Here is a 19,731-nt window from a genome sequence, read left to right on the forward strand (position 1 = left end):
CGCTGGGCAGGCAGGTACGCATTGAGAAACCCAAACATGCAGTGCGCTGGCGAAGCCGCTGGGCAGGCAGGTACGCATTGAGAAACCCAAACATGCAGTGCGCTGGCGAAGCCGCTGGACAGGCAGGTACGCATTGAACTGGCCGCATTCCAAATCGCCCATCGGTGGTGCATTCGAAGAACCTGCGCATGATGGTCTGCACCGGCTCGGTCCCATGCAGCAGATCAGCATTCCGCGTCGGCGTTTCCGCGATGAAGACGTCGTTGATTACGTGATCGTCGGCGTAGGCTCTGCCGGTGGCGTTCTGCTGCAGCGGTTGGCCCGCGCCGGCTTTGACGTGGTCGGCTTCGAAGCGGGACCGTTTTGGGACACCGAGCGCGACTGGGTCTCGGACGAGGCAGGCTCGCACAACCTGTACTGGAACGACCTGCGCATCATCGGCGGCAAGGACCCGTTGGCGCTCGGCTCGAACAACAGCGGCAAGGGCGTAGGCGGCGGCAGCGTGCACTGGGCCGCGTTCACGCCGCGCTTCCACCCGTCTGATTTTGAGGTCTACACCCGCGATGGGGTCGGTGCCGACTGGCCGATCGACTACGAAGACATTGAGCCCTACTACGAGCTGCTCGAGATGGAAATGCCGGTCGCCGGTCCGGCCTGGTATCCGTGGGGCAAGCCGCACGGCCACCCCTACGCTCCGCACCCCATGGGCGGTGTGGGCGATGTGCTCATCAAGGGCTGCACCAAGCTTGGCATTGGCGTATCGGCCGGCGGCCCGGTGGCGATCCTGTCCGCATCGCGCGGTGACCGGCCACACTGCATCTATCGCGGTTTCTGCATCCAGGCGTGCAAGGTCGGCGCAAAGGCCTCGACGCTGATCACGCACGTTCCGGACGCCCTGAAGCACGGCGCGGAGATCCGCGACACCAGCATGGTCTCGCGCATTGAACTCGACAAAAACGGCCGCGCAACCGGCGTCCACTACTTCGACGCAGAGGGCCGCCAGCACTTCCAGCGCGCTCGTGTCGTCATCGTGAGCGGCTACGCCATCGAAACGCCGCGGCTGCTGTTGAACTCCGCCTGCCCGGGCCATGAGCGCGGCCTGGCCAACTCCAGCGGCACGCTCGGCAAATACCTGATGGCGCAGGCCGGCAACGTGGTTCTGGGCCGTTTTGAAGACCTCATCCGTATGTATAAGGCGCCCCCCGCGCACGCGCTGACCGAGGAGTTCTACGAAACCGACCCCAACCGCAACTTCGCGCGCGGCTTCGCAATTCAGACCGTAGGCCCGCTGCCCATCGCGTTTGCCAAGCAGATGATGGCGGCCAAGGGCCAGTGGGGCTGGGGTCTGCGCCGCAGCATGATGGATTACAACCATTGGGCCGCACTCGGCGTGTTGGGCGAGATCCTGCCGTGGGACGACAACACCGTCGAACTCGCCACCGGCGCGAACGAGAAAGACCGCTTCGGCCTGCCCGTGGCCAAGGTCATGTTCAACCTGCATGAGAACGACAAACGCCTGATCGAATTCGGTAAGAACAAGACCATGGAAGTGATGCGCGCGGCCGGCGCGGTCGAGGTTGTGCAGGAACAGCGTTACGCCCATCTGGTCGGCGCGGCGCGCATGGGCAAGACACCGGATGCCTCAGTCTGCGACAAGTTCGGCCGCACCTGGGACGTTGAAAACCTCTTCATCATGGACGGCAGCGTCATGCCCACGCAGGGCTCCGCAAACCCGGGACTCACCATTCAATCACTCGCTGCGCGCACGGCTGACTACCTGATCAGCAATCACTCTGCGATACAAAGCGGAGCGAAGCGCTCCATGGAAGAGCCCGGCATTCGCAAGAGCTTGGCACCGCCAGGGACCTTCCGCAGTGGCGCACCGCACCTGCGATAGCCGGCCGCGCATTGGCCGTACCCAGGTGCCCCGCGCAATACAAGCTGCCCGGCATCTGCAAATGAGTTGTCCACAGTCCCCGCGGAGATGCCCATGACAGATACCTCCCGCCAGGCCGTTTTTCCGATCACCCTTCCGGGCATCATCCTCGGTGTGGGCCTGGGTGGATTCTTCGATGGCATCTTCCTGCACCAGGTCTTCCAGTGGCACCACATGTTCAGCGACATCTACCCGGTGAACACGGTTTCCGGTCTGCAGATGAACACGCTCGGCGATGGCCTCTTCCACACGGTCACCTGGCTGTCCGTTCTGCTCGGCCTCTATCTGCTTTACTCGCGCGTGACGCACGCCCGCCGGCAAGTGTGGAAGTCCGCCGTGCTCTGGTGCTGGATCCTGTGTGGCTGGGGCTGGTTCAACTTGGTCGAAGGCCTCATCGATCACCAGATACTCGGCGTGCACCATGTGCATGGCGGCCCTCACCAACTCGCGTATGACATGGCGTTTCTCGCCTCGGGCCTGCTCTTCATCCTTGCTGGATGGGGTATGGCGAAGCGCGGGACCGCCGTTCCGCTCGGGACCGGTTCAGCAGTCGCGTAGCGAGGAAGCATCATGCACGACGCTCCTTCCATGCTTGTACCGGTTCTGCTTACGCTTGCCGCCGGTGCATCGTACCTCGTGCTTGCCATCCGGCAACACGCCGGCCCTCGCGGTTGGAGCCTCTGGCGAATCGCGCTCTTCCTGACCGGCTGCGGTCTGCTGATCCTGGGCCTTTCACCACGGGCGCTGCCCTACGCGGAAGGCGACTTCCGCCGGCACATGTTGCAGCACCTGCTGCTGGCGATGGGCGCCCCCATCGGGCTCGTCATGGCAGCACCCGTCACGCTTTTGCTGCGAACGCTCCCGTCCCGCTATGGCCGGGTCGTTACAGCAACCCTGCGCACCCCGGTGCTGCAGGCCATCACGCACCCCGTCGTTGCGTTGGTGCTTGATCTGGGCGGCATGGCCGGGCTGTACTTCACAGCTCTCTACACAGCGATGATGCAGCATCCCGTGCTGCACTACGCCGTGCATTTCCATTTCATCGCCGCGGGATGCCTGTACACCTGGGTTATCGCCGGACCCGACCCGGCACCACACCGGCCATCGGTTCCCGTCCGCCTTGCAGTGTTGGGTGCTGCCGTCGTGATCCACTCGGTGCTCTCGCAGCTGCTCTATGCGGGGTGGCACTTCCGTGTCGCCACATCCGTGTTGCAGCGCCACGGGGCAGCCGAGTTGATGTACTACGGCGGAGACATCACCGAGATGCTGCTTGCTTTCGCGATGGTCAGCACCTGGCACCCAAGGCAGGCCTCCCCGGCGCAGGCTTCGAAAGCATGCGCGGTCAGCGTGTGAAACCGCAGCTTGTTGCATGGCGCAACGATGTAGGCGTTCGGGAGCGCCGTTCACGTCATCGCTCACTTCACGTCTGCGTCAAAAACTCCGGTCTCTACCGTCGCGCCATGCTTCATCTGGACAAAGATGCGATAGCGCCCGGAGCTCGGGAAGCCATACGGAAACTCCACCGTGGGTGGAATCACGGAGCTTGCGTTCGAGGCACTCATCGCTGCCATGTCGCCCACGCCACCGCCCTCATTCGCGACCTCAACCGACTGCATGGGTGCCGAACCTTCAGGGTGCGTATGCGCGAACGCGCTGAAGTCGGTCTTCACAAAGGCGGCGTGCCCGGCCATGCCGAGGTACGGCACGGTATCGGTCGCAGGTCTGCCCTGGGCATCGAGCAGTGTAAAGCGAAAGCGGGCGGGCTGCCCTGCCTGCAAAGGCGCGGGCCGGTCCCAGGTCATGCTGTACCCGTCCGGCAAGCGGAAGGTGGTGCCGAGCTCCCCCGCTGAGATCGGCGCGGCTGCCGCGCTCGCATCCTCGGGGCTGAGCGCGCCACCGTGAAAGCCTTGCGGCACCTCCAGCGTTGCGGTCAGCGTCTCGGGAAAGCCGCTGCGGTGCACGATGTCGCCAAACAGGCGGTAGCGTCCGGCGGGCATTTGCGGCATCTCCATCGCAAGCTCGCCCGGCGCTGTCGGCGCGGGGTGCAGATGAAACGCAACATCCATCTGCGGCTCGCGAATTGCGTACAGGTGCATCAGGTGGCCGTGATCGGGAAGCAGGTCGTTGTTCAGCCGGCTTCGGTACGGCCTTTCCGCGTTCACGTAGCTGCCTACCGTCAGGTGCAGCGTGTCGCCGGTCAGCGAAGGCGTCAGTTGCAGCGGCTGGAAGACTCGGTCGGCATAGTCGGCGGCCTCGACGTTCCACCATACGCCTCCGGCCCACACCGCCGCGCACACCGTGACGAGGGCGACGCCCGCCATCACCCACGCACGGCGCCGACGCGGCGCATCGGGCTGCACGCCGGGGCGAAGACGCGCTTCACCCGTTGCGGCAAACACAATCCCGGCGACGCCGACCACCAGCAGCAATCCCAGAGCGCCGAGCAAGAGGCCAAGCGGACGGTTCATACGCAGCATGCTGAGCGCGAGCGCCGGCACAGGAACGCTGGCCTGTGCGGGTCCGGCCGCGCCGGAAACGGCGAACGCCACCTTCCACGAGCCCGTGGCCATAAGCCAGAGTGAACCGGTAAAGAAGGCCGGATCGCTGAGCGAATGTGCCATGGGATCGGCCGTCGGCGGATGCTTGCTAGCTTCGCCCACCATGGGTACAGGCGTGATCGCGATCGTACGTACTTCCGGGCCGGAGCTGCGAACCTCAATCGTGGCCACGCCGGGAATCACGTTGGGCGGACGCACCGTCACGTTCAGCGTGTACGGCCCGGCGTGCACCTCTTCAAACACGTCCTTGTTGCCGACGTGCGCGTGCGCCAGGCGCGGCAGCAACAAAAGCAAGACCGCCAGGGCGATCTGGAAGAGGCGGCGCACCGTCAACGCTGCACCCCGCGCATCCATCGGCCAAACAGGAGGCCGATCCACGTGGACACGGCGGCATACACCGTGGCCTGCAGCAGCCCCAAGTACAGCGGCAGCCCATACGCCGGGTGAAAGAACTGGCGCATGCGGTCCGGGCCGTCCGGACGTGAATTGTAGTCGAAGTACATCGTGCCGAAGAAGCGATTTTCGCTTGCCTTGGAAAGCAGAAAGCTCCCGAACGGCCACTCCACGGCGACCAGCACCGCGACAAATACGATGCCGGAGACAAGTGCGATCTGCCACATCTTCCACGACTTCGTCCTGCGCCACAGCAGGTCCAGCGCAATTGCCGGCACCACCAGCAGAACGGGGAACTTGGCCGGGATCAGGTGGGTCACGACGTTGTACACCGGGCCCAGCTTGGGTTCGGCATGCACCAGCGGAAAAATCAGGATCTCGCTGACGATGAAGCACATGTAAATGCCTGTAGCAACGGTTGCCGCCCAGCGAAATCGCGACGCCTGCGCGATCACGGCGAGAGCGACGGGAATTGCGATACCTATGGCGATGTAGGCTCGCGTCTGGTGGAGCATCACGTCCCACGTGTACTCCTGCAGAAAGAACATTTGGCCGCCAACGGTCAACCCGCCCAGGTACAGCAGCAGCTTCTGCAGCGTGCTGAAGCTGCTCTGCCCTTCGGTTGCGGCGCGGTTCATTGTCGCCAGGATCAGGAAGAACACGCCCAGCGACACCGCTCGAATGCCGAGGATCAGCAGCGTATGCGGCGGGCTCACAATCTTTACGTCCAGCCCGTACGCGTTGTGCCACCAGTTATCGAACGGTGCGGAAGTAAGCATCGCCAGCCCGCCCCATCCGGCCAGGAAGACGCCCAGCGGCGCGCGCAAGCCGAAGATGCTCACCGAAGCCGCGCGTAGCGGTGAGTTCTGCGCAAAGGTGCACTGGTACACCAGCCACAGGCCAACCACGGCTGCCAGCACGGCGCACAGCTGGATCATCAGGTGTGCAGGCGTCCAGAAGCTGTCGCGGCCGATCGAACGGTGCCACGCCACATCCCAGGCGCCGCCAATGGTGGCGGAGGTGACGCCCACCACGCCGGTCCAGATGTACCAGGGAACGTTCGCGGCAGTGGTGTCGCGGGGAACGGTGTTGCTGCCGGCGGGCGACATCGCGGCAAGTGCGGCAACCTGTGCTGCAGTGGACATCGTTCGGCTCCCATGCGCATTGCTGCGCTGGCGTTAGGCTAGCGGAGCGGAATGCCGGGAAACAAGTACCTTGCTGCGTGGCGCGTGATTCCGCTACTTGACCGCCGCCAGCGTCACGACCTCCACCGGACCGAAGATACCGGACGAAACGGGCTGCAAATTGTCCATGTCCTGCATCTGAAAACGGTCACCGTACTTCGCCTTCAACGCGCTGTAGTCGCGTGGCGGCTGACCGGCCAGGGCGTTGATTGCGGTGTTGTAAACCCGAATCTCAATCGTGTTGTCACCCGAATGCGTCAGGCCGGTAATGTCCAGGACGTACGGCGGATGCCACAGCACACCGGCCTCTTTGCCATTCACCAGCACGGTCGCGGCCTCACGAATTGGCGCGTCATACCACGCCCGAATGCCGGGCTTGTTCGCAGGCTGCGTGTCGGGCAGCGGTTTTCCATCGGCAAAGCGCAGCTCCACGTGATGGCCTGCCATGCTTTGCACGGCAAAGTGGTTGAAGTAGCTTCCGGTGCCGGAGTAAAAACGCGTTCCCGGTCGTGCCGTCCAATCGCCAAAGCTCTCCGTGGAATGAAAGATTTGTGCGTTCGTGGGCTGACCGTCAAAGGCTACTGTCGAACCCGTGAGCGGGATGCTTTGTACAACGTGCTCGGGCCCGCGACGCAGATGCGGTGCGTGGTCGTCGGACGCAACGAGCACGCGCGAGCCGTAGGGCGTTAGCGTGACGCTCTCCCCGTTACGCGCGTTGGTGGCGTCACCGCCCTCGATGTCCCACCACGTGAGCGTGTGGTGCGCGCTGGTTGTGAGCAGCGTGAACGTTTGCGGCTCCGGAGTGGTGTTCGCCACGAAGTAGATGTCGCGTTCCGGCAGGCTGCGCTGGATAAAACCGACCGCGCCGTTCGTCTGGCCCAGGTCAAACGCCGCCGGCAGCAACGATCGCAGTGTGGGCGCAAGCTGGGCCATGCTGGTGTGTGCCGCCGCGTGCTGCAGGCGCGCAATCTCCCTCAAAAGCGCAGAGGTGTCGTTCGCATCCTGCAGCCCGGGTGCAAGCGACGGCACCGTATCGACAAAGATCACCTTGCCGCCACGCCGTGCATACGTCGCCAAGGCCTGCACGGTCTTCAGGCGCATGCGTGTGGTCGGCGGGACGACGATCACTTTGCTGTGCAAAGCCTGCATCTCGAGCGCAGGTCCGTCGATGTAATCCACGTTGTGGCCGCTGTTCAGAACCGCCCCCATCAGCTCCGGCGTGATCCGCTGCTTCATGCCGTCGGTCACGGACACATGACCGGGCGCAAATGCCGCCTGCGCATCATCCTCGGGCAGTAAAATCGCGACATCATTCGCAGGCTCGCCCTGCCGCAGCAGCCAGCTCACCCGCTGCAGGTATTTCGTAATCGCCGGCATCACCGGCCACCACGGGTTATGCGCGTTGAACACCGCGGCGGCGTACAACGAGTAGCCCGGCTCCTGCGCATACGGCGGCGAGTACGGCCACCCGTGCCCGACGATCTGGTTCACGCCCTCCAGGAACATGCGGTCCGCCTCCACCTTCATGTCCAGCGGCGTCGCGCGAAACGCAGGCGAGTGCAGCCACGTCCACGTTTCGGCACTGGTGATGTTGCGGCCGAAGACATGGTTCGCGCTCGACGCCCATCGTGTAAACGAGAACTGGTTCCATTGCGGACCCTCGCCCTCGGCCAACTGCGGCGTCATCTCATCGCTCAGCGTTGCCGCGGGCTCACCGTAGGTTTGCGATCGGAACTTCGTGCCGTGTGCCGCGGCGAACTCCGCCATCGGCTTCAGGTAGTTCTCGCGGACAAGGTCGCTCAGCGTCACGCCCCAGTCGTGGCGCACGGCCTCGGCCTCTGGCGTTCCGCCCTGCCACAGCTCAGGCAGGTGCGGGATTAGGTCATAGCCGCGCCGCCGCTTAAACTCTTCCGGCAACGCACCGGTCCAGTCGCTGCCGTACACCTCCAGCGAATCGCTGAACACGGCATACGGCGGCTCGCCCGTAAAGCCCTGCAGCAGCTTGTCGCTCACCTCACGGTTGTGCGTGTCAATGGCCGCGCGGTTCATGTGGTCCAGAACGTAACCCTCGCCGCCCACAGCAGCGCGCTTCACCATCTGCCTGGTGTGGCTCGCAACGAAGATCAGAGTTACATCGTGCGGCGTATCTGCACCATAGGTCCATCTCCGTACAACACGATCCTTGTCCCAAACCTCAAGCTGTGGCGTGCGCGTTGCGTCCCAATGCTCTGGCGTACCCGCTGCAAGGAACTTGGCGATAATGTGGTCGCCGGGCTCAATGCGGTTTTGCGAATCCAGCTGCTGTGGCGCCTTGTCGCTGTTGGAGACGACGATCAGCTTCAGCCGCTCCGCCGCAAGCTCCAGCGGAATCTCCGGCCCGCCAAACGGCCATCCACTCCCCAGCGTCAGGTCCACGCGCATGCCCAGCTCGCGCCCATGCTCCTGCGCCGCGCGCAACATGTCGACCATCTCCGGCGACGTGTAACGCAGGTTCCTGATCCCCTCCGCGGGATCATCCACCGCAAGCGGGTAAACACTGGCAAGCTCAAACCCGCCAAAGCCGCCCGCGTGCATCTGATCGATCTCCTTGCGAATCTCCTCAGGCGTGACCGCCGGTCCGAACCACCACCAGCGCACCATCGGCTTCGCATCCTCCGGCGGGTTCAAAAAGGTCTGGTGCAGATCGGTCGTCTGCGCCTGCACCGTCGCAAGTGTAGCCGCCATTGTGACTGCGCACAGTATCATCCTCATGCAAGAACGGAAGGGCACAGCTTTAGCTGTGCCATCCACCGCCCACCCAATCCACCCTTTCTCATTTCCGCTCGCCATAGGCGAACGGAAATGAGAAAGGGACGAGCCATGACAATCGCTACATTTGGCACATTTGACGCTGTGCCCTTCCATCGCTGTGAACAGAAACCGCTTACCCAAGCGTCTGCGCATCCGCGTGCTCCAGGTTCGTGTCGGCCACGCCACGCGTCCAACCCAGCCGCAGGTCGCGCACATTGTGCAGCTGGAACAGCGGCTGCCCCTGCGCACGCGGTGCGTTCAACGCAAAGAAGTCGGCGCGCTCCACGTCTTGCAGGTAAAACGGCGAGCGCGCATCCGGTGCCGCGGTTCGCACCTCCACATGGCTCATCTCCAGGTTGCGCACATGCCGCAGAAAGAAGCCCGTCGCGGGGATGCGGCCAAACATGCCCGGCTCGGGGTAGCCCTCTTCCTTCTCCGGCACCTGAATCGCTTGATCCGCCTCCGTGCCGCCGCCCTCGTTGTGCACAAAAATGTCGCTCAGCTTCACATCTTCGATCATGTGTCCGGGCACGCCGCTCAGGATGGACGCGATTTTCGAAGACGAGTTGTAACTCTCGATGTTGCTGAACAGGATGCGCGCCGCCGTACCCACTTTCGTGCTCTCCTTTGGCCCGCGCAGGCGTGCACCCAGCCGAACAAAGATCGGCGCAGACACGCAATCGCGCATCGTCGTATTCGTGATGGCGATGTCCTCCATCAAGGCACCGTCCACGCTCTCCAGCGCATATCCCTGGCAGCCCTCAAATACACAGTTCGACACGGTAATGTTGATGAAGCCGCCGTTCGACTCCGTACCGCACTTGATGCGGCCCGTATACGGAACACTGCGGTCTTGCTGACCTTCGCTCGGCGCAGTGAACTTCTTGAACGAACCGTCCAGCACGCTGCCCAGTTCATAGCAGCCGGTCACCCAGCAGTTGGTAATCGTCACATTGCGCGTCGGCCGCGCGTAGCCCAGCGCAAAGCTCGACTTGGGGCAGATACCGTCGTCCCACGGTGAATTCACCGTGCAGTTACTCACACGCACGTTCTGGCAGCAGTCAATGTCGATGCCGTCGCGATCCGTATCGATCTTGATGTTGTCGAGCGTGCAGTTATCCACACCTGTCAGCAGAAATCCGAAGTGACCGCCCTTCAAAATGCTGAAATCGCGGAAGTTCACGTTGCGGCAGTTCTTCAGCGCGATCGCCTTGTTTCCCACGCCCGCCTGCTCCGCGACAAACTTGAACCCGAGATCCGTGCGGCGGCGGCCGTTCGACAGCCCGCGCCCCCAGATCAAGCCGTTGCCGAAGATGCCGAAGTCGTGAATGTTTTCGCCCCACAGCAGCGAGTTGTGCCAGTGGTTGTGCCCATAGTCCTGGTACGCGTCATAGCTCGTCTTTGGCTCGGCCGCGTCATACGTTTCGCCGTTGTAACCGGTCGTCTCACCAGGCTTCGGCGAGTCCGCCGCAATGATTGTTGCGCCCTGGCTCACCCACAGGTCCACATAGCTCTGCAGGTGAATGGAGAAGCAAAGATACTGCCCGGCCGGAAAGACCACGGTGCCGCCACCCGCCTTCGCCGCCGCGTCGATCGCGGCGTTCACCGCCTTCGTATCCAGCGTCTTTCCGTCACCCGCGGCACCGTATTGCCGCACATCAAACAGCAGCGCCGTCCCCTTCGCCGCGTGCGCGGTGGGCAACACGGCTTCGTGATTCGTCTGCGCACCCACACTCTGCGGCACGCTGGCGGACAGTGCCGCGGCGGCGGCAAACGGGCTCGCCTGCAAAATGCGGCGGCGTGTCATCTCATGCATCGGCTTTCTCCCAAACAACAACAGCTCACTTCGTTATGAACTTCGTTTGACTATGCCAATCGCGACGCCCAGTGGTACACCTCATCGCGAAACTCCAGCGAAGACGCGCTCGCTTCGCCCTCCAGCGTCGCCATCTGCACGGCGAAGTTACCCAGCGTGCTCGACTCCGGCGAGCCGCAGCACACCTGCATGCCCGTGGCCTCTGCCGTCAGCCGGTTCAGCAGCTGGTTCCGGCAGCCACCGCCGACAATAAACAGCCGTCGCAATTCCTTACCGGTCTCCTCTGCCACCACACGCAACACCTCTGCATAGCGCGCCGCCAGCGAGTGCAGAATCAGCGACGTCACCGCGGCAGCACTCTCTGGCGTTTCCGGCAGCATCGCCGCGCCCTTGGCCGCAAGCTGGCGATTGATGCGTTGCGGCATCTCGCCCATACGCATCAGGTCGGCCTCATCCACGTCCAGCAACACAGCAGGCGCAGACACGTCCTCGGCGGCAGCAAGCAGCGCCGCGATCGGCGGTGCAAAACCCTGCTGCGCCCACGCGTCCTGGCACTGCTTCAGCAGCCACATGCCGTTCACGTTTTTGTGAAAGCAGTTGGTTCCGCCCACACCGCCCAGGTTGGTGAAATTGGCCGCGCGCGCCGTAGGACCATTCACCGCCTCGGGCGTCAGCGTACCCACCAGCGACCACGTTCCGCTTGAGAGATACGCCCAGTCCTCGCCCTGTGCGGCGATGCCGGCAATGGCGCTCGCCGTATCGTGGCAGGCAGGCGCAATCAGCTCCGTGTCGGCGTACGCGGGCAGCGCGGCAAGCAGCCCGTGCAGCTTGCCCAGCAGCGTTCCCGGCCGCACAATGCGCGGCGCACACTCAACCTGCAGCCCGGCATTGCGAAAGATCTCACGGCTCCATCCGTGCGAATGCGTTTCAACCAACTGCGTGTGTGTCGCGTTGGTGAACTCCGCAACGGGTTCGGCCCCCCAGCGCACCAACAGGTACTCCGGCAGGTTCAGCCAGCGCGCGGGCGGCATGCCGGCCAGCTTGTCCGCATACAGCTGGTACAGCGTGTTCAGTGGCATCTGTTGAATGCCGGTAAGCTCTCGCATGCGCTGCGGGCTCACATGCGTGTGCAGTTCCTGCGCGGCACGCTCGTTGCGAACATCGCGATAGCAAAACGGGTCCGCCAGCGGCTCGCCTGCGTTGTTCAGGCGAACGTAATCCACCGCCCAGCCGTCCACCGCGATGCTGCGAATGCCCTCCGGCGCAAACTCCGCCGCCTTGCGCAAACCCTCTTCCATGCCGCTGACAATCTGTTCCAGCGGCCAGTGCAGTCCATTTTCACGCTCTACCGGACCGTTCGCAATGCGGTGTACCAGCATGTGCCGTGGCGCGCCGTCGACCCAACGCAGCAGACTCACGCGGCAGCTTTCCGCACCCAGGTCCACAGCGACCAAAGCCCGTGTGTCTTTCGGCACACGGGCTTCAGCATTGCGTGTTGCTTCCCTCGATCTCATGGCTATCGCAGGTACGCCTCGACCAGCCCGCCATCCACCGGAATAATATGCCCCGTCGTCACGCGCGCCTGCGGTCCGGCCAGGAACAGGATCGCCTCCGCATTGTCCTTCGGATCGATCGGCACATGCGTCAGCGTGCGCTGCGCGTAGAACGCCGCCAGAGCGTCACGCAGCTCATCATCCGTCGCAGATTCCTCAAACGGAATCTTGTACTTTTCCAGCGACGCCTTCACGCGGTCGCGCGGAAACATCGTCGAACCCTTTACCACCGTCGCTGGCGACACGCCATTCACCCGCACCAGCGGCGCCATGCCCACCGCCAGCTCGCGTACCAGGTGGCTCAGCGCCGCCTTCGACACGTCGTACGCTTCCGACCCGCGCTTTGCGACCACGGCATTCGCCGAGCTGGTCAGCACCACCGAACCATCAAGGCCCTGCTTCTTGAAAAACGCATTCGCCTCATCGGCCAGCTTCCAGTTCGCCGTCACGTTGATCTCCATCGTCGTCGCCCACAGATCGTCGTCAATTACGCCCGACGGTGTCGATGGAAAAATCGCGGCGGTATTGATCAAGATGTCCACGCCGCCGAACTGCTTCACCGTCGCATCCAGCGCGGCCTGGATCGTGTCGCGCTTCGTGATGTCGATGCTCGTGAAGCCGACCGCCTCCAGGCCCGCAATCGCCTTGCACTCCTCCGCCACGCGCTCCGCACCGGCCAGGTCGCGGTCCGCAATCATCACGTGCGCGCCACGCTCGGCGGCGATCAACGCGGTCTCCCGGCCGATGCCCGAGCCTCCACCCACGATCAACGCCACCCTGCGGCTCAACTGCTTCTCCGGTGGCTGCCGGCGAATCTTCGCCTCCTCTAGCGCCCAGTACTCAATGCGAAACGCCTCGCTTGGCGGCAGCGCGACGTAGTTGTCGTATACCGTGAACTGGTCGGCGCTCGCAGCAGGACCGGCCTGCGGAATGTCTTCGCACTTCACACCACTGCCCAGCGCGCCCGCGCCCTGCATGACGCCAATCGCGTTGCTGTAGAACTCGCCGGTCAGCCGCGCCTCGGTCTTGTTCCTGCCAAACGTGAACATGCCCACGCCCGGCAACAGCACCACCGTCGGGCTCGCGTCACGCTGCTTCGGCGACTCCGCCAACGCGTGCTTTGTGTAGTACTCGGCGTACTCCGCGCGATACGTCTCCAGCGCCTGCTCGATCAGCGCCGGAATCTCCTTCGGGTCGCCCGCCGGATTCCACTTCAGAAACATGGGCCGAATCTTGGTGCGTATGAAGTGATCCGGGCAGCTCGTACCCAAATGCGCCAGCTTCTCCGCACTCTCACTGTTCACAAAATTCAGCACATTCGGCGCATCGGTAAAGCTGCCAATCCAGCGCTGCTTCCGGCTCACCGCGCCGCGCAGCGTCGGCATCACCTCGGCCGCAATCCCCTCGCGATCTGCGTGCGCCTGGTGCTTCGCTCCGCCGAACACCTTGTGGCTCTCGCGCGAACCGTGCCGTTCGATGAATTGACCGATCTGATCAATGATCGTGATCGTACTCAGGTAGCTCTCACGCTGCGTGTTGCCCCACGTGAATAGGCCATGTCCGCCCAGCACCACGCCGTCGCAACCGGGCGTCTCTTCCACGATCCTGCGCAGCATCATGCCCAGCTCAAACCCCGGCCGCTGCCACGGCAGCCACGCCAGCGTATGGCCGAACTCCGCGTTGAACTCTTCCATCTTCTGCTTGCCGTTGGCGCTCGCGGCCAGCGCTATCCCCCAGTCCGGGTGCAGGTGGTCCACATGCGCGAAGGGAAGAAAGCCGTGCAGCGGTGTGTCGATCGAAGTCGCGGTCGGATTGTTGTGAAACGTTACCAGCGGATAGAGCGCGACCATCGCATCCTCTTCGCTCACGCCTTTGTATTGCTTCTCCAGCGCCAGCAGCCGATCCAGATAAAGCGTCGCGAACCCTGCGCGTTTGATGGACCCCAGGTCGCCGCCCGAGCCTTTCACCCACAACACCTTGACCGCGTCGCCGGAAACAGGATCGACTTCGTCCAGCTTGCTGCTGGTGTTGCCGCCACCGAAGTTGGTAATGCGCAGATCGCTGCCCAGCAGGTTTGATCGATAGCGCAGCAGTTCCGGGCCGTCCAGCGTCCGGGCGATCGCCTCGTCCCACCTGTCTTCCAGAAACTTCAGCCTGCCGTCTGCTGCACTTGCCGCCATCAAACCCTCGTCACAAACGTCCGCCGACCATGATTCCATAGCCAAGACCAATACGGCAAATGTTTCCCATGTGAATCTAAGCTGCCGAGACGCAAGTACAGCGCAGGTTTTCTACGCATTATCGGCGTGCGGGAATTGCAGCATTGAGTGGAAAACAACTCCGCAAAACGGCTTGAATCGCTACACCGCAACCGCGTCTGTGGCGCGCACCAGGCGGTGTGCCACGTAGTTGTAAGGCGGCACGGTCTGCCCCTTCAGCAGTGCAAGACCAAGCTGCATTAGGCTCGGCCCATAACTGCCCACCTCGTGCGATACCGACGCAATCAGTGGCGAGCCAGCGGCATTCATCTCACAGAGCGCCTCCGCAATGCAGTCCTGTCCCACGACCGCCACGTGCCGGTGCCGCTTCTGCTGGCGGGCCGCATCTACAGCGCCCAGCGCACTCGTATCCGTCGCGGCAGCGATCAGAATGCGTTTGTCCTTCGGGTGCCGTTTCAAAAAATCGTTCACCAGCTTGCAGCTCCGCTCACGCATGCCGCGGCCATCCATGCGTACAAAACTTTCCACCGGCAGTTCGGGCAACCCATTGCGCACCGCATCAAACGCCCCGGAGACGCGGCTCTGCACCAGCAGCCCGGCTTCGGGCAGATCCAGTCCAAGAACCCAGTCCGCCTTCCCAGCCCAGTTCTGCTGCGCATGGGCTGCCAGCACCTCGCCCGCTTCCACGCCCACGCGATAGTTGTCCACGCCAAAGTACGTGGCGTTCGGGTGCGGAATATCGATCGCGATCAGCGGAATACCCGCGGCCGCAATCTTGTCGCCGATCACGGGCGCCACCTGCTGCTCCACGTTGAACTCGATGACCAGGTCCACCCGGTCCTGCACAAACTGCTCCGCGTTGCGCACGGCCGTGGGTGCGTCGTACTGATTGTCCAGTTCTACAATCTCCACACCCGCGGCGGCGGCGGCCTCGTGCAGGCTCCGGCTCACCTCCTGGCTGAACGGCATGTCCGCACTTTGCCCCGCAAAGCCAAACCGCAGCTTCTTCGGCCGGGCCACATGGCGGTAGCTGCCGTCCGGCGCCTGCGCTAGGTAGCCGCGGTGCACCAAAGTCTTCAGCACGCGATACACCGTAGTCTTCGACACGCGCGTGCTGCGATGGATCTGCTCCAGCGACATCGGCTGGTTTTCGGTCTGCAGCAGCTCCAGAATGTCGAGCGCCTTGCTCAGGACAGGAATCAGGTACAACCGCTTCGGGCTCTTCGCCACCTTCGCCACCTTGGCGGACGCCCAGCAACAACAACGCCCAGTTTCGCTATTGAAACACGGGCGTTCGTTCTAGTTCAGAAAAGCTGTCTCGACCCGAAAGACGTCTGTCATTTCGACCCAAGCTTTATCGTCCTGCGGAGTGACTTGATGCTTGCACCGAAACCTGCATTGTTCCGGCTGCGATGTCATCTCAATCTCTTCCAAAGCGAACCTCACGCATAACTGCCACCCGAACTCTGATTCCGCGCCCCCCGCTCCCTGCCGATCCGCTCCACATACCCGCTCGCGCGAAGCTCTTGCAGCGGATCGACCGGCAGCCCCTTCTCCTCGCGCCACTCCCGCACCATGGGCCGCACATCGGTCCAGAAGCAGTCCCGGAAGAGCTCCTCCGCTTCGACCAGGCGGCACTCGTCCTGTAGCGTCCGAAGCGCCTCTTGGTCCACCAGCGCGGCGCGTGCAAACAGCTCCTGCGCCGTCACCACGGACTGCACCATCGCCTCCATCTTGCCCTTCAGGTTATGGCTCTGGTCGATCATGTACGCGATGTTGTTCACGGTATCGCCCGGCGCGCTCACAATCTCGTGAAAGATCCGAAACACCTGGTACGGGTCAATCGATCCCAGCGTCAGGTCGTCATCGGCATACTTGCGGTCGTTAAAATGAAATCCGCCCAGCGACCCCGTATGCAGCAGCCACGCCACGATCTGCTCAATGTTCGTGCCGGGATAATGGTGGCCCGTGTCGACCAGCACCGCCGCGCGCGGACCTGCCACGCGCGCCAGGTGCAGCGCCATGCCCCAATCGGCGATGTCCGTGTGATAGAACGCCGGCTCAAACGGCTTGTACTCCACCAGCATTCGCTGTGAATCATCCATCGCATCGTGAGTCGCCTTCAGCATCTCTTCCATCCACTCGATGCGGCGGCGTATTGATTGGGTCCCGGGGTAGTTCGACCCGTCCGCAATCCACAGCGAAACATCGCGCGATCTCAGCGCCTTGCCGATCTCGACCGACTCCAGCAGGTGATCCAGCGCGGCCTTGCGCACCCCAGCGTCCGGGTTCGCAATCGATCCAAATTTGTACTCCTGGGACTGGAACAGATTCGGGTTGATCGACCCCGCCTTCACGCCGTGCGCCGCCTCCAGTGTACGAATCGTCTCCACGTCCCCGGTGCCATTCGGCATGTCCCACAGCACGTGCAGCGCCACGGTAGGGCAACCTCCGGTCAGCCGGTTGACCTCGCCCGCATCGGCAAATTTCTCCGCAATCGTGGTCGCCGCAGCCGCCTGAACGAACTTGCCAAACCGCGTTCCCGTATTGGCGAAGCCCCACGAGGGCACCTCAATACAGAAGCCGTCCAGTGCGGCCGAAATACGTTGCTGTTGCTCTTGCGGATCGCCGGTGGCTGCAGTGCTCATGGTGAGGCTCGTCCTTCGGTGCGCGGTGAAGCCGCCGGATTCAGGGGTGAAACTAACTCTCTATCGAAAGCACCGCAACGCGCAAGTCCCTCCTGCTTCAAGGAGCTTCGCATCTGCGGGGATTCTGTCATTTCGACCGGAGCACGCGCGCTCTTTGCGCGTGCGGAGCGGAGAACCTGCATCGTTTTCGCTGGTTGATGCAACACACCCTGGGTTTGATGGAAAGTGCTCACCGCACCAGCAGTACATGCAAAAACCGCGGCCCGTGCACGCCCTTGATGCGCGTCATCTCAATGTCCGCCGTTGCCGAAGGCCCGCTGATGAACGTCGTCGGCAGCTCCGCCGTCGCCTGCAATCGCCGCATCGCCTCCGGCACCGTCGCGACCACATCGGCCTCGCGCACCACGCACAGGTGTACATCGGGAACCAGGGTCGCCGCACGCCGCCCCTGCCCTAGCAGGTTCTGCAGCAGGAGCGTTCCCGTCTCCGCAATCGCCAGCGTCGACGCCGTCAGCACCGCCGCAAAACGGTCCAGCTCGTGTGGTGCAAAGCCGCGGTCCTCCACACACTGAATCGCACCGCTTTCGATAGGCCCGTCAGCAACGTCATCGTGCCCCACCTTCGCCGCGCTCTCTGCGGCTACGGTCGGCGAGCCGGCGACAACACTTCCGGGAAGCCACGACCGGTCCAGACCCGCTGGCACCAGCACCTCGCTTAGACCCAGCGTTGACAAAATGTGGAGCACCGTACTCGCAATCTCTTCCGGCGCAATGCGGTACACGACGGCGTCATAGTCATGCAGCCGATCCACCAGCCGCTGCAGCTTTGCATCCTCGTCCGCCCCGCTCGCAACGCTGTACGCGCGCGGCAGCCCGGCCCACTCCTGTGCGACCACGTTTTCGGCGCGCGCCTCGCCCACAATGACGCGGATGCGCCCAAGCACCGCCTCGCGTGCCGATCCCGCCATCGCCTCAGGCATCGCGCTCCTCCGTCTTCCGCTCGTGCGTTCCCGGTTTGCGGTCGCGCTGCTCCCACCACTCGCGAAAGCTCTGTTTCGGCATCGCGCGCAGGTCGCGCACACTCGTCCATCCGCCCAGCATGCCGGGCAGCCACGTAACCCACTTCTGCCCCTGGCCGTCGCGGCGCTCCAGCGGAGCCTCCGCCATGCGCCCCAGTCGCTGCGCCGCACGGAACCGCCGCTCGCTGCGGAAGATCGCACCCGCCGCCTTCATCGCCATCGCCTCAGGGTTGGTGATGGTCTTTAGCCCGCCCGTATTCTCCTTCACCACGCGGCCACGCAGGTGCACCAGCACCTCGGGAATGTTGATCTTCACCGGGCACACCTCATAGCACGCGCCGCACAGGCTGCTCGCATACGGCAGCGACTGCGCATACTGCATGCCCAGCAACTGCGGCGTCAAAATCGCCCCAATCGGCCCCGCATACACGCTGCCATACGCGTGCCCGCCCGTCTCTCGATACACCGGGCACGCATTCTGGCACGCGCCACAACGAATGCAGTGCAGCGTCTGCCGCCCCTCGGGATCGGCCAGAACCTCTGTGCGTCCGTTGTCCAGCAGCACCACGTGAAACTCGGTTGGGCCATCACCCGCGGCATAGCCCTTGCCCACGCCCGTCCACACGCTGTTGTATGGGTTCATGCGCTCGCCCGTGGCGCTGCGCGGCAGCGTTTGCAGCAGCACCTCCATGTCCTGAAACCGCGGCACCACCTTGTCGATGCCCGCCAGCGTGATCAGCGTCTTCGGCAACGTCAGGCACATACGCCCGTTGCCCTCGCTCTCCACCACGCACACGCCGCCGGTCTCCGCGATCAGAAAGTTTGCGCCGCTGATTGCCGTTTCCACACGCAGAAACTTCTCGCGCAGAAACCGCCGCGCTGCATCCGCCAGGTCCTGCGGCGACTCGCCCAGATGATCCAGCTTCATCTCGCGCAGAAAGATCTCGCGAATCTGCTGCCGGTTCTTGTGCAGCGCCGGCACCACGATGTGCGACGGCTGGTCCTGCCCCAGCTGAATAATCAACTCCGCCAAATCCGTCTCATACGGGTGAATGCCCGCGCCCTCCAGCGCGCGGTTCAGTTGCACCTCTTCCGTCGTCATCGACTTGATCTTGATGACCTCGCCCTGCATCGGCACGTTCGACGTCTCAACCCAACCCGGGCGCGTCCCCTGCGGCTCGCCCGCCTCCTTGCCCACAATGGCAGGCGAAGTCCGGCCGCGCGCAATGGCCTCCTGCGCCAATCGCACCACAATCGCGCGCGCCTCCTCGGCATCGCGCGCCCAGTGCACGTGGCCACCCGCCGCGGTGCAGTTGCGCTCAAACTGCTCCAGGTAGAAGGGCAGGTTGCGCATCGTGTGCTCGCGCACGGCTTTGCCCGCATCGCGCAACGCTTCCCAGTCCGGCATTTCGCCGACCACACGCGCCCGCTTCGCCTGGATCACATCCGTCGCATGCCGCACATTCTTGCGCAGCTGCGTATTGCCCACCATCGCGCTCGCCGCAATGGGAAACGTCGGCGCGGTCTTCGGATTCAACGCAGTCCCACCGCTCATCGCATCACCGTCGCAAAGGCAGCTCGCACCACCGACACCATGTCATTTCGACCGAAGCACG

The 19,731-nt window shown here is 63.5% G+C and carries 13 protein-coding genes; 3 read left to right on the plus strand and 10 right to left on the minus strand.

The features are described from left to right. Positions 1–133: 133 nt before the first annotated feature. The 3 genes from ACOFKT_RS17400 (at position 134) to ACOFKT_RS17410 (ending at position 3,289) form a co-directional block, all read left to right on the plus strand. Positions 134–1,897: a GMC family oxidoreductase gene (locus ACOFKT_RS17400; protein WP_419805251.1), complete on the plus strand. Its 1,764-nt coding sequence runs from the start codon at positions 134–136 to the stop codon at positions 1,895–1,897. A 93-nt stretch (positions 1,898–1,990) separates the two neighbouring features. Next, positions 1,991–2,494 carry a DUF2243 domain-containing protein gene (locus ACOFKT_RS17405; RefSeq protein WP_419805252.1) on the plus strand — a complete coding sequence of 168 codons (504 nt, stop codon included), beginning with the start codon at positions 1,991–1,993 and terminating at the stop codon, positions 2,492–2,494. A 12-nt stretch (positions 2,495–2,506) separates the two neighbouring features. Next, the gene (locus tag ACOFKT_RS17410; protein WP_419805253.1) at positions 2,507–3,289 is read left to right on the plus strand and encodes a cytochrome c oxidase assembly protein; all 783 of its coding nucleotides are present in this window, start codon (positions 2,507–2,509) and stop codon (positions 3,287–3,289) included. A gap of 62 nt (positions 3,290–3,351) precedes the next feature. On the opposite strand, the gene ACOFKT_RS17415 is transcribed toward ACOFKT_RS17410, so the two are convergent. The 10 genes from ACOFKT_RS17415 to ACOFKT_RS17460 form a co-directional block, all read right to left on the minus strand. Continuing rightward, complete coding sequence (locus ACOFKT_RS17415) at positions 3,352–4,872, minus strand: hypothetical protein (RefSeq protein ID WP_419805254.1); 1,521 nt, start codon at positions 4,870–4,872, stop codon at positions 3,352–3,354. Further along, on the minus strand, positions 4,824–6,032 hold the full coding sequence (locus ACOFKT_RS17420) for a hypothetical protein (RefSeq protein ID WP_419805255.1): 1,209 nt from the start codon (positions 6,030–6,032) through the stop codon (positions 4,824–4,826). Before ACOFKT_RS17420 ends, ACOFKT_RS17415 begins: the two co-directional genes overlap by 49 nt. Positions 6,033–6,125: 93 nt before the next feature. Continuing rightward, positions 6,126–8,795, minus strand: coding sequence for a glycosyl hydrolase (locus ACOFKT_RS17425; RefSeq protein ID WP_419805256.1), 2,670 nt, complete (start codon positions 8,793–8,795; stop codon positions 6,126–6,128). A gap of 199 nt (positions 8,796–8,994) precedes the next feature. Beyond that, a complete protein-coding gene (locus tag ACOFKT_RS17430) occupies positions 8,995–10,677 on the minus strand; it encodes a glycoside hydrolase family 28 protein (protein WP_419805257.1) in 1,683 nt (560 codons plus the stop codon). Between the two features lie 50 nt (positions 10,678–10,727). Next, entirely contained in the window at positions 10,728–12,152 is a 1,425-nt protein-coding gene (locus ACOFKT_RS17435) for a rhamnulokinase (protein ID WP_419805258.1), read from the minus strand. A gap of 41 nt (positions 12,153–12,193) precedes the next feature. Continuing rightward, positions 12,194–14,449, minus strand: coding sequence for a bifunctional rhamnulose-1-phosphate aldolase/short-chain dehydrogenase (locus ACOFKT_RS17440; RefSeq protein ID WP_419805259.1), 2,256 nt, complete (start codon positions 14,447–14,449; stop codon positions 12,194–12,196). Positions 14,450–14,590: 141 nt separating this feature from the next. Next, positions 14,591–15,679, minus strand: a complete 1,089-nt coding sequence (locus ACOFKT_RS17445) for a substrate-binding domain-containing protein (protein WP_419805260.1) — start codon at positions 15,677–15,679, stop codon at positions 14,591–14,593. 212 nt (positions 15,680–15,891) lie between these two features. Next, positions 15,892–17,097: a TIM barrel protein gene (locus tag ACOFKT_RS17450; protein WP_419805261.1), complete on the minus strand. Its 1,206-nt coding sequence runs from the start codon at positions 17,095–17,097 to the stop codon at positions 15,892–15,894. Positions 17,098–17,326: 229 nt separating this feature from the next. Then, positions 17,327–18,076 carry a LutC/YkgG family protein gene (locus tag ACOFKT_RS17455; RefSeq protein ID WP_419805262.1) on the minus strand — a complete coding sequence of 250 codons (750 nt, stop codon included), beginning with the start codon at positions 18,074–18,076 and terminating at the stop codon, positions 17,327–17,329. Next, positions 18,069–19,670, minus strand: a complete 1,602-nt coding sequence (locus ACOFKT_RS17460) for a lactate utilization protein B (protein ID WP_419805263.1) — start codon at positions 19,668–19,670, stop codon at positions 18,069–18,071. The genes ACOFKT_RS17455 and ACOFKT_RS17460 overlap by 8 nt, the downstream gene beginning before the upstream one ends. Positions 19,671–19,731 lie beyond the last annotated feature (61 nt).

The sequence above is a fragment of the Terriglobus sp. genome, assembly GCF_965201105.1.
Taxonomy (GTDB): domain Bacteria; phylum Acidobacteriota; class Terriglobia; order Terriglobales; family Acidobacteriaceae; genus Terriglobus.

Coding starts and splice junctions, on each gene's coding strand:
- ACOFKT_RS17405 (WP_419805252.1), top strand. CDS start 1,991: ATGACAGATACCTCCCGCCAGGCCGTTTTTCCGATCACCCTTCCGGGC.
- ACOFKT_RS17460 (WP_419805263.1), bottom strand. CDS start 19,670: ATGAGCGGTGGGACTGCGTTGAATCCGAAGACCGCGCCGACGTTTCCC.
- ACOFKT_RS17410 (WP_419805253.1), top strand. CDS start 2,507: ATGCACGACGCTCCTTCCATGCTTGTACCGGTTCTGCTTACGCTTGCC.
- ACOFKT_RS17455 (WP_419805262.1), bottom strand. CDS start 18,076: ATGCCTGAGGCGATGGCGGGATCGGCACGCGAGGCGGTGCTTGGGCGC.
- ACOFKT_RS17440 (WP_419805259.1), bottom strand. CDS start 14,449: ATGGAATCATGGTCGGCGGACGTTTGTGACGAGGGTTTGATGGCGGCA.
- ACOFKT_RS17450 (WP_419805261.1), bottom strand. CDS start 17,097: ATGAGCACTGCAGCCACCGGCGATCCGCAAGAGCAACAGCAACGTATT.
- ACOFKT_RS17420 (WP_419805255.1), bottom strand. CDS start 6,032: ATGTCCACTGCAGCACAGGTTGCCGCACTTGCCGCGATGTCGCCCGCC.
- ACOFKT_RS17430 (WP_419805257.1), bottom strand. CDS start 10,677: ATGCATGAGATGACACGCCGCCGCATTTTGCAGGCGAGCCCGTTTGCC.
- ACOFKT_RS17425 (WP_419805256.1), bottom strand. CDS start 8,795: ATGGCGGCTACACTTGCGACGGTGCAGGCGCAGACGACCGATCTGCAC.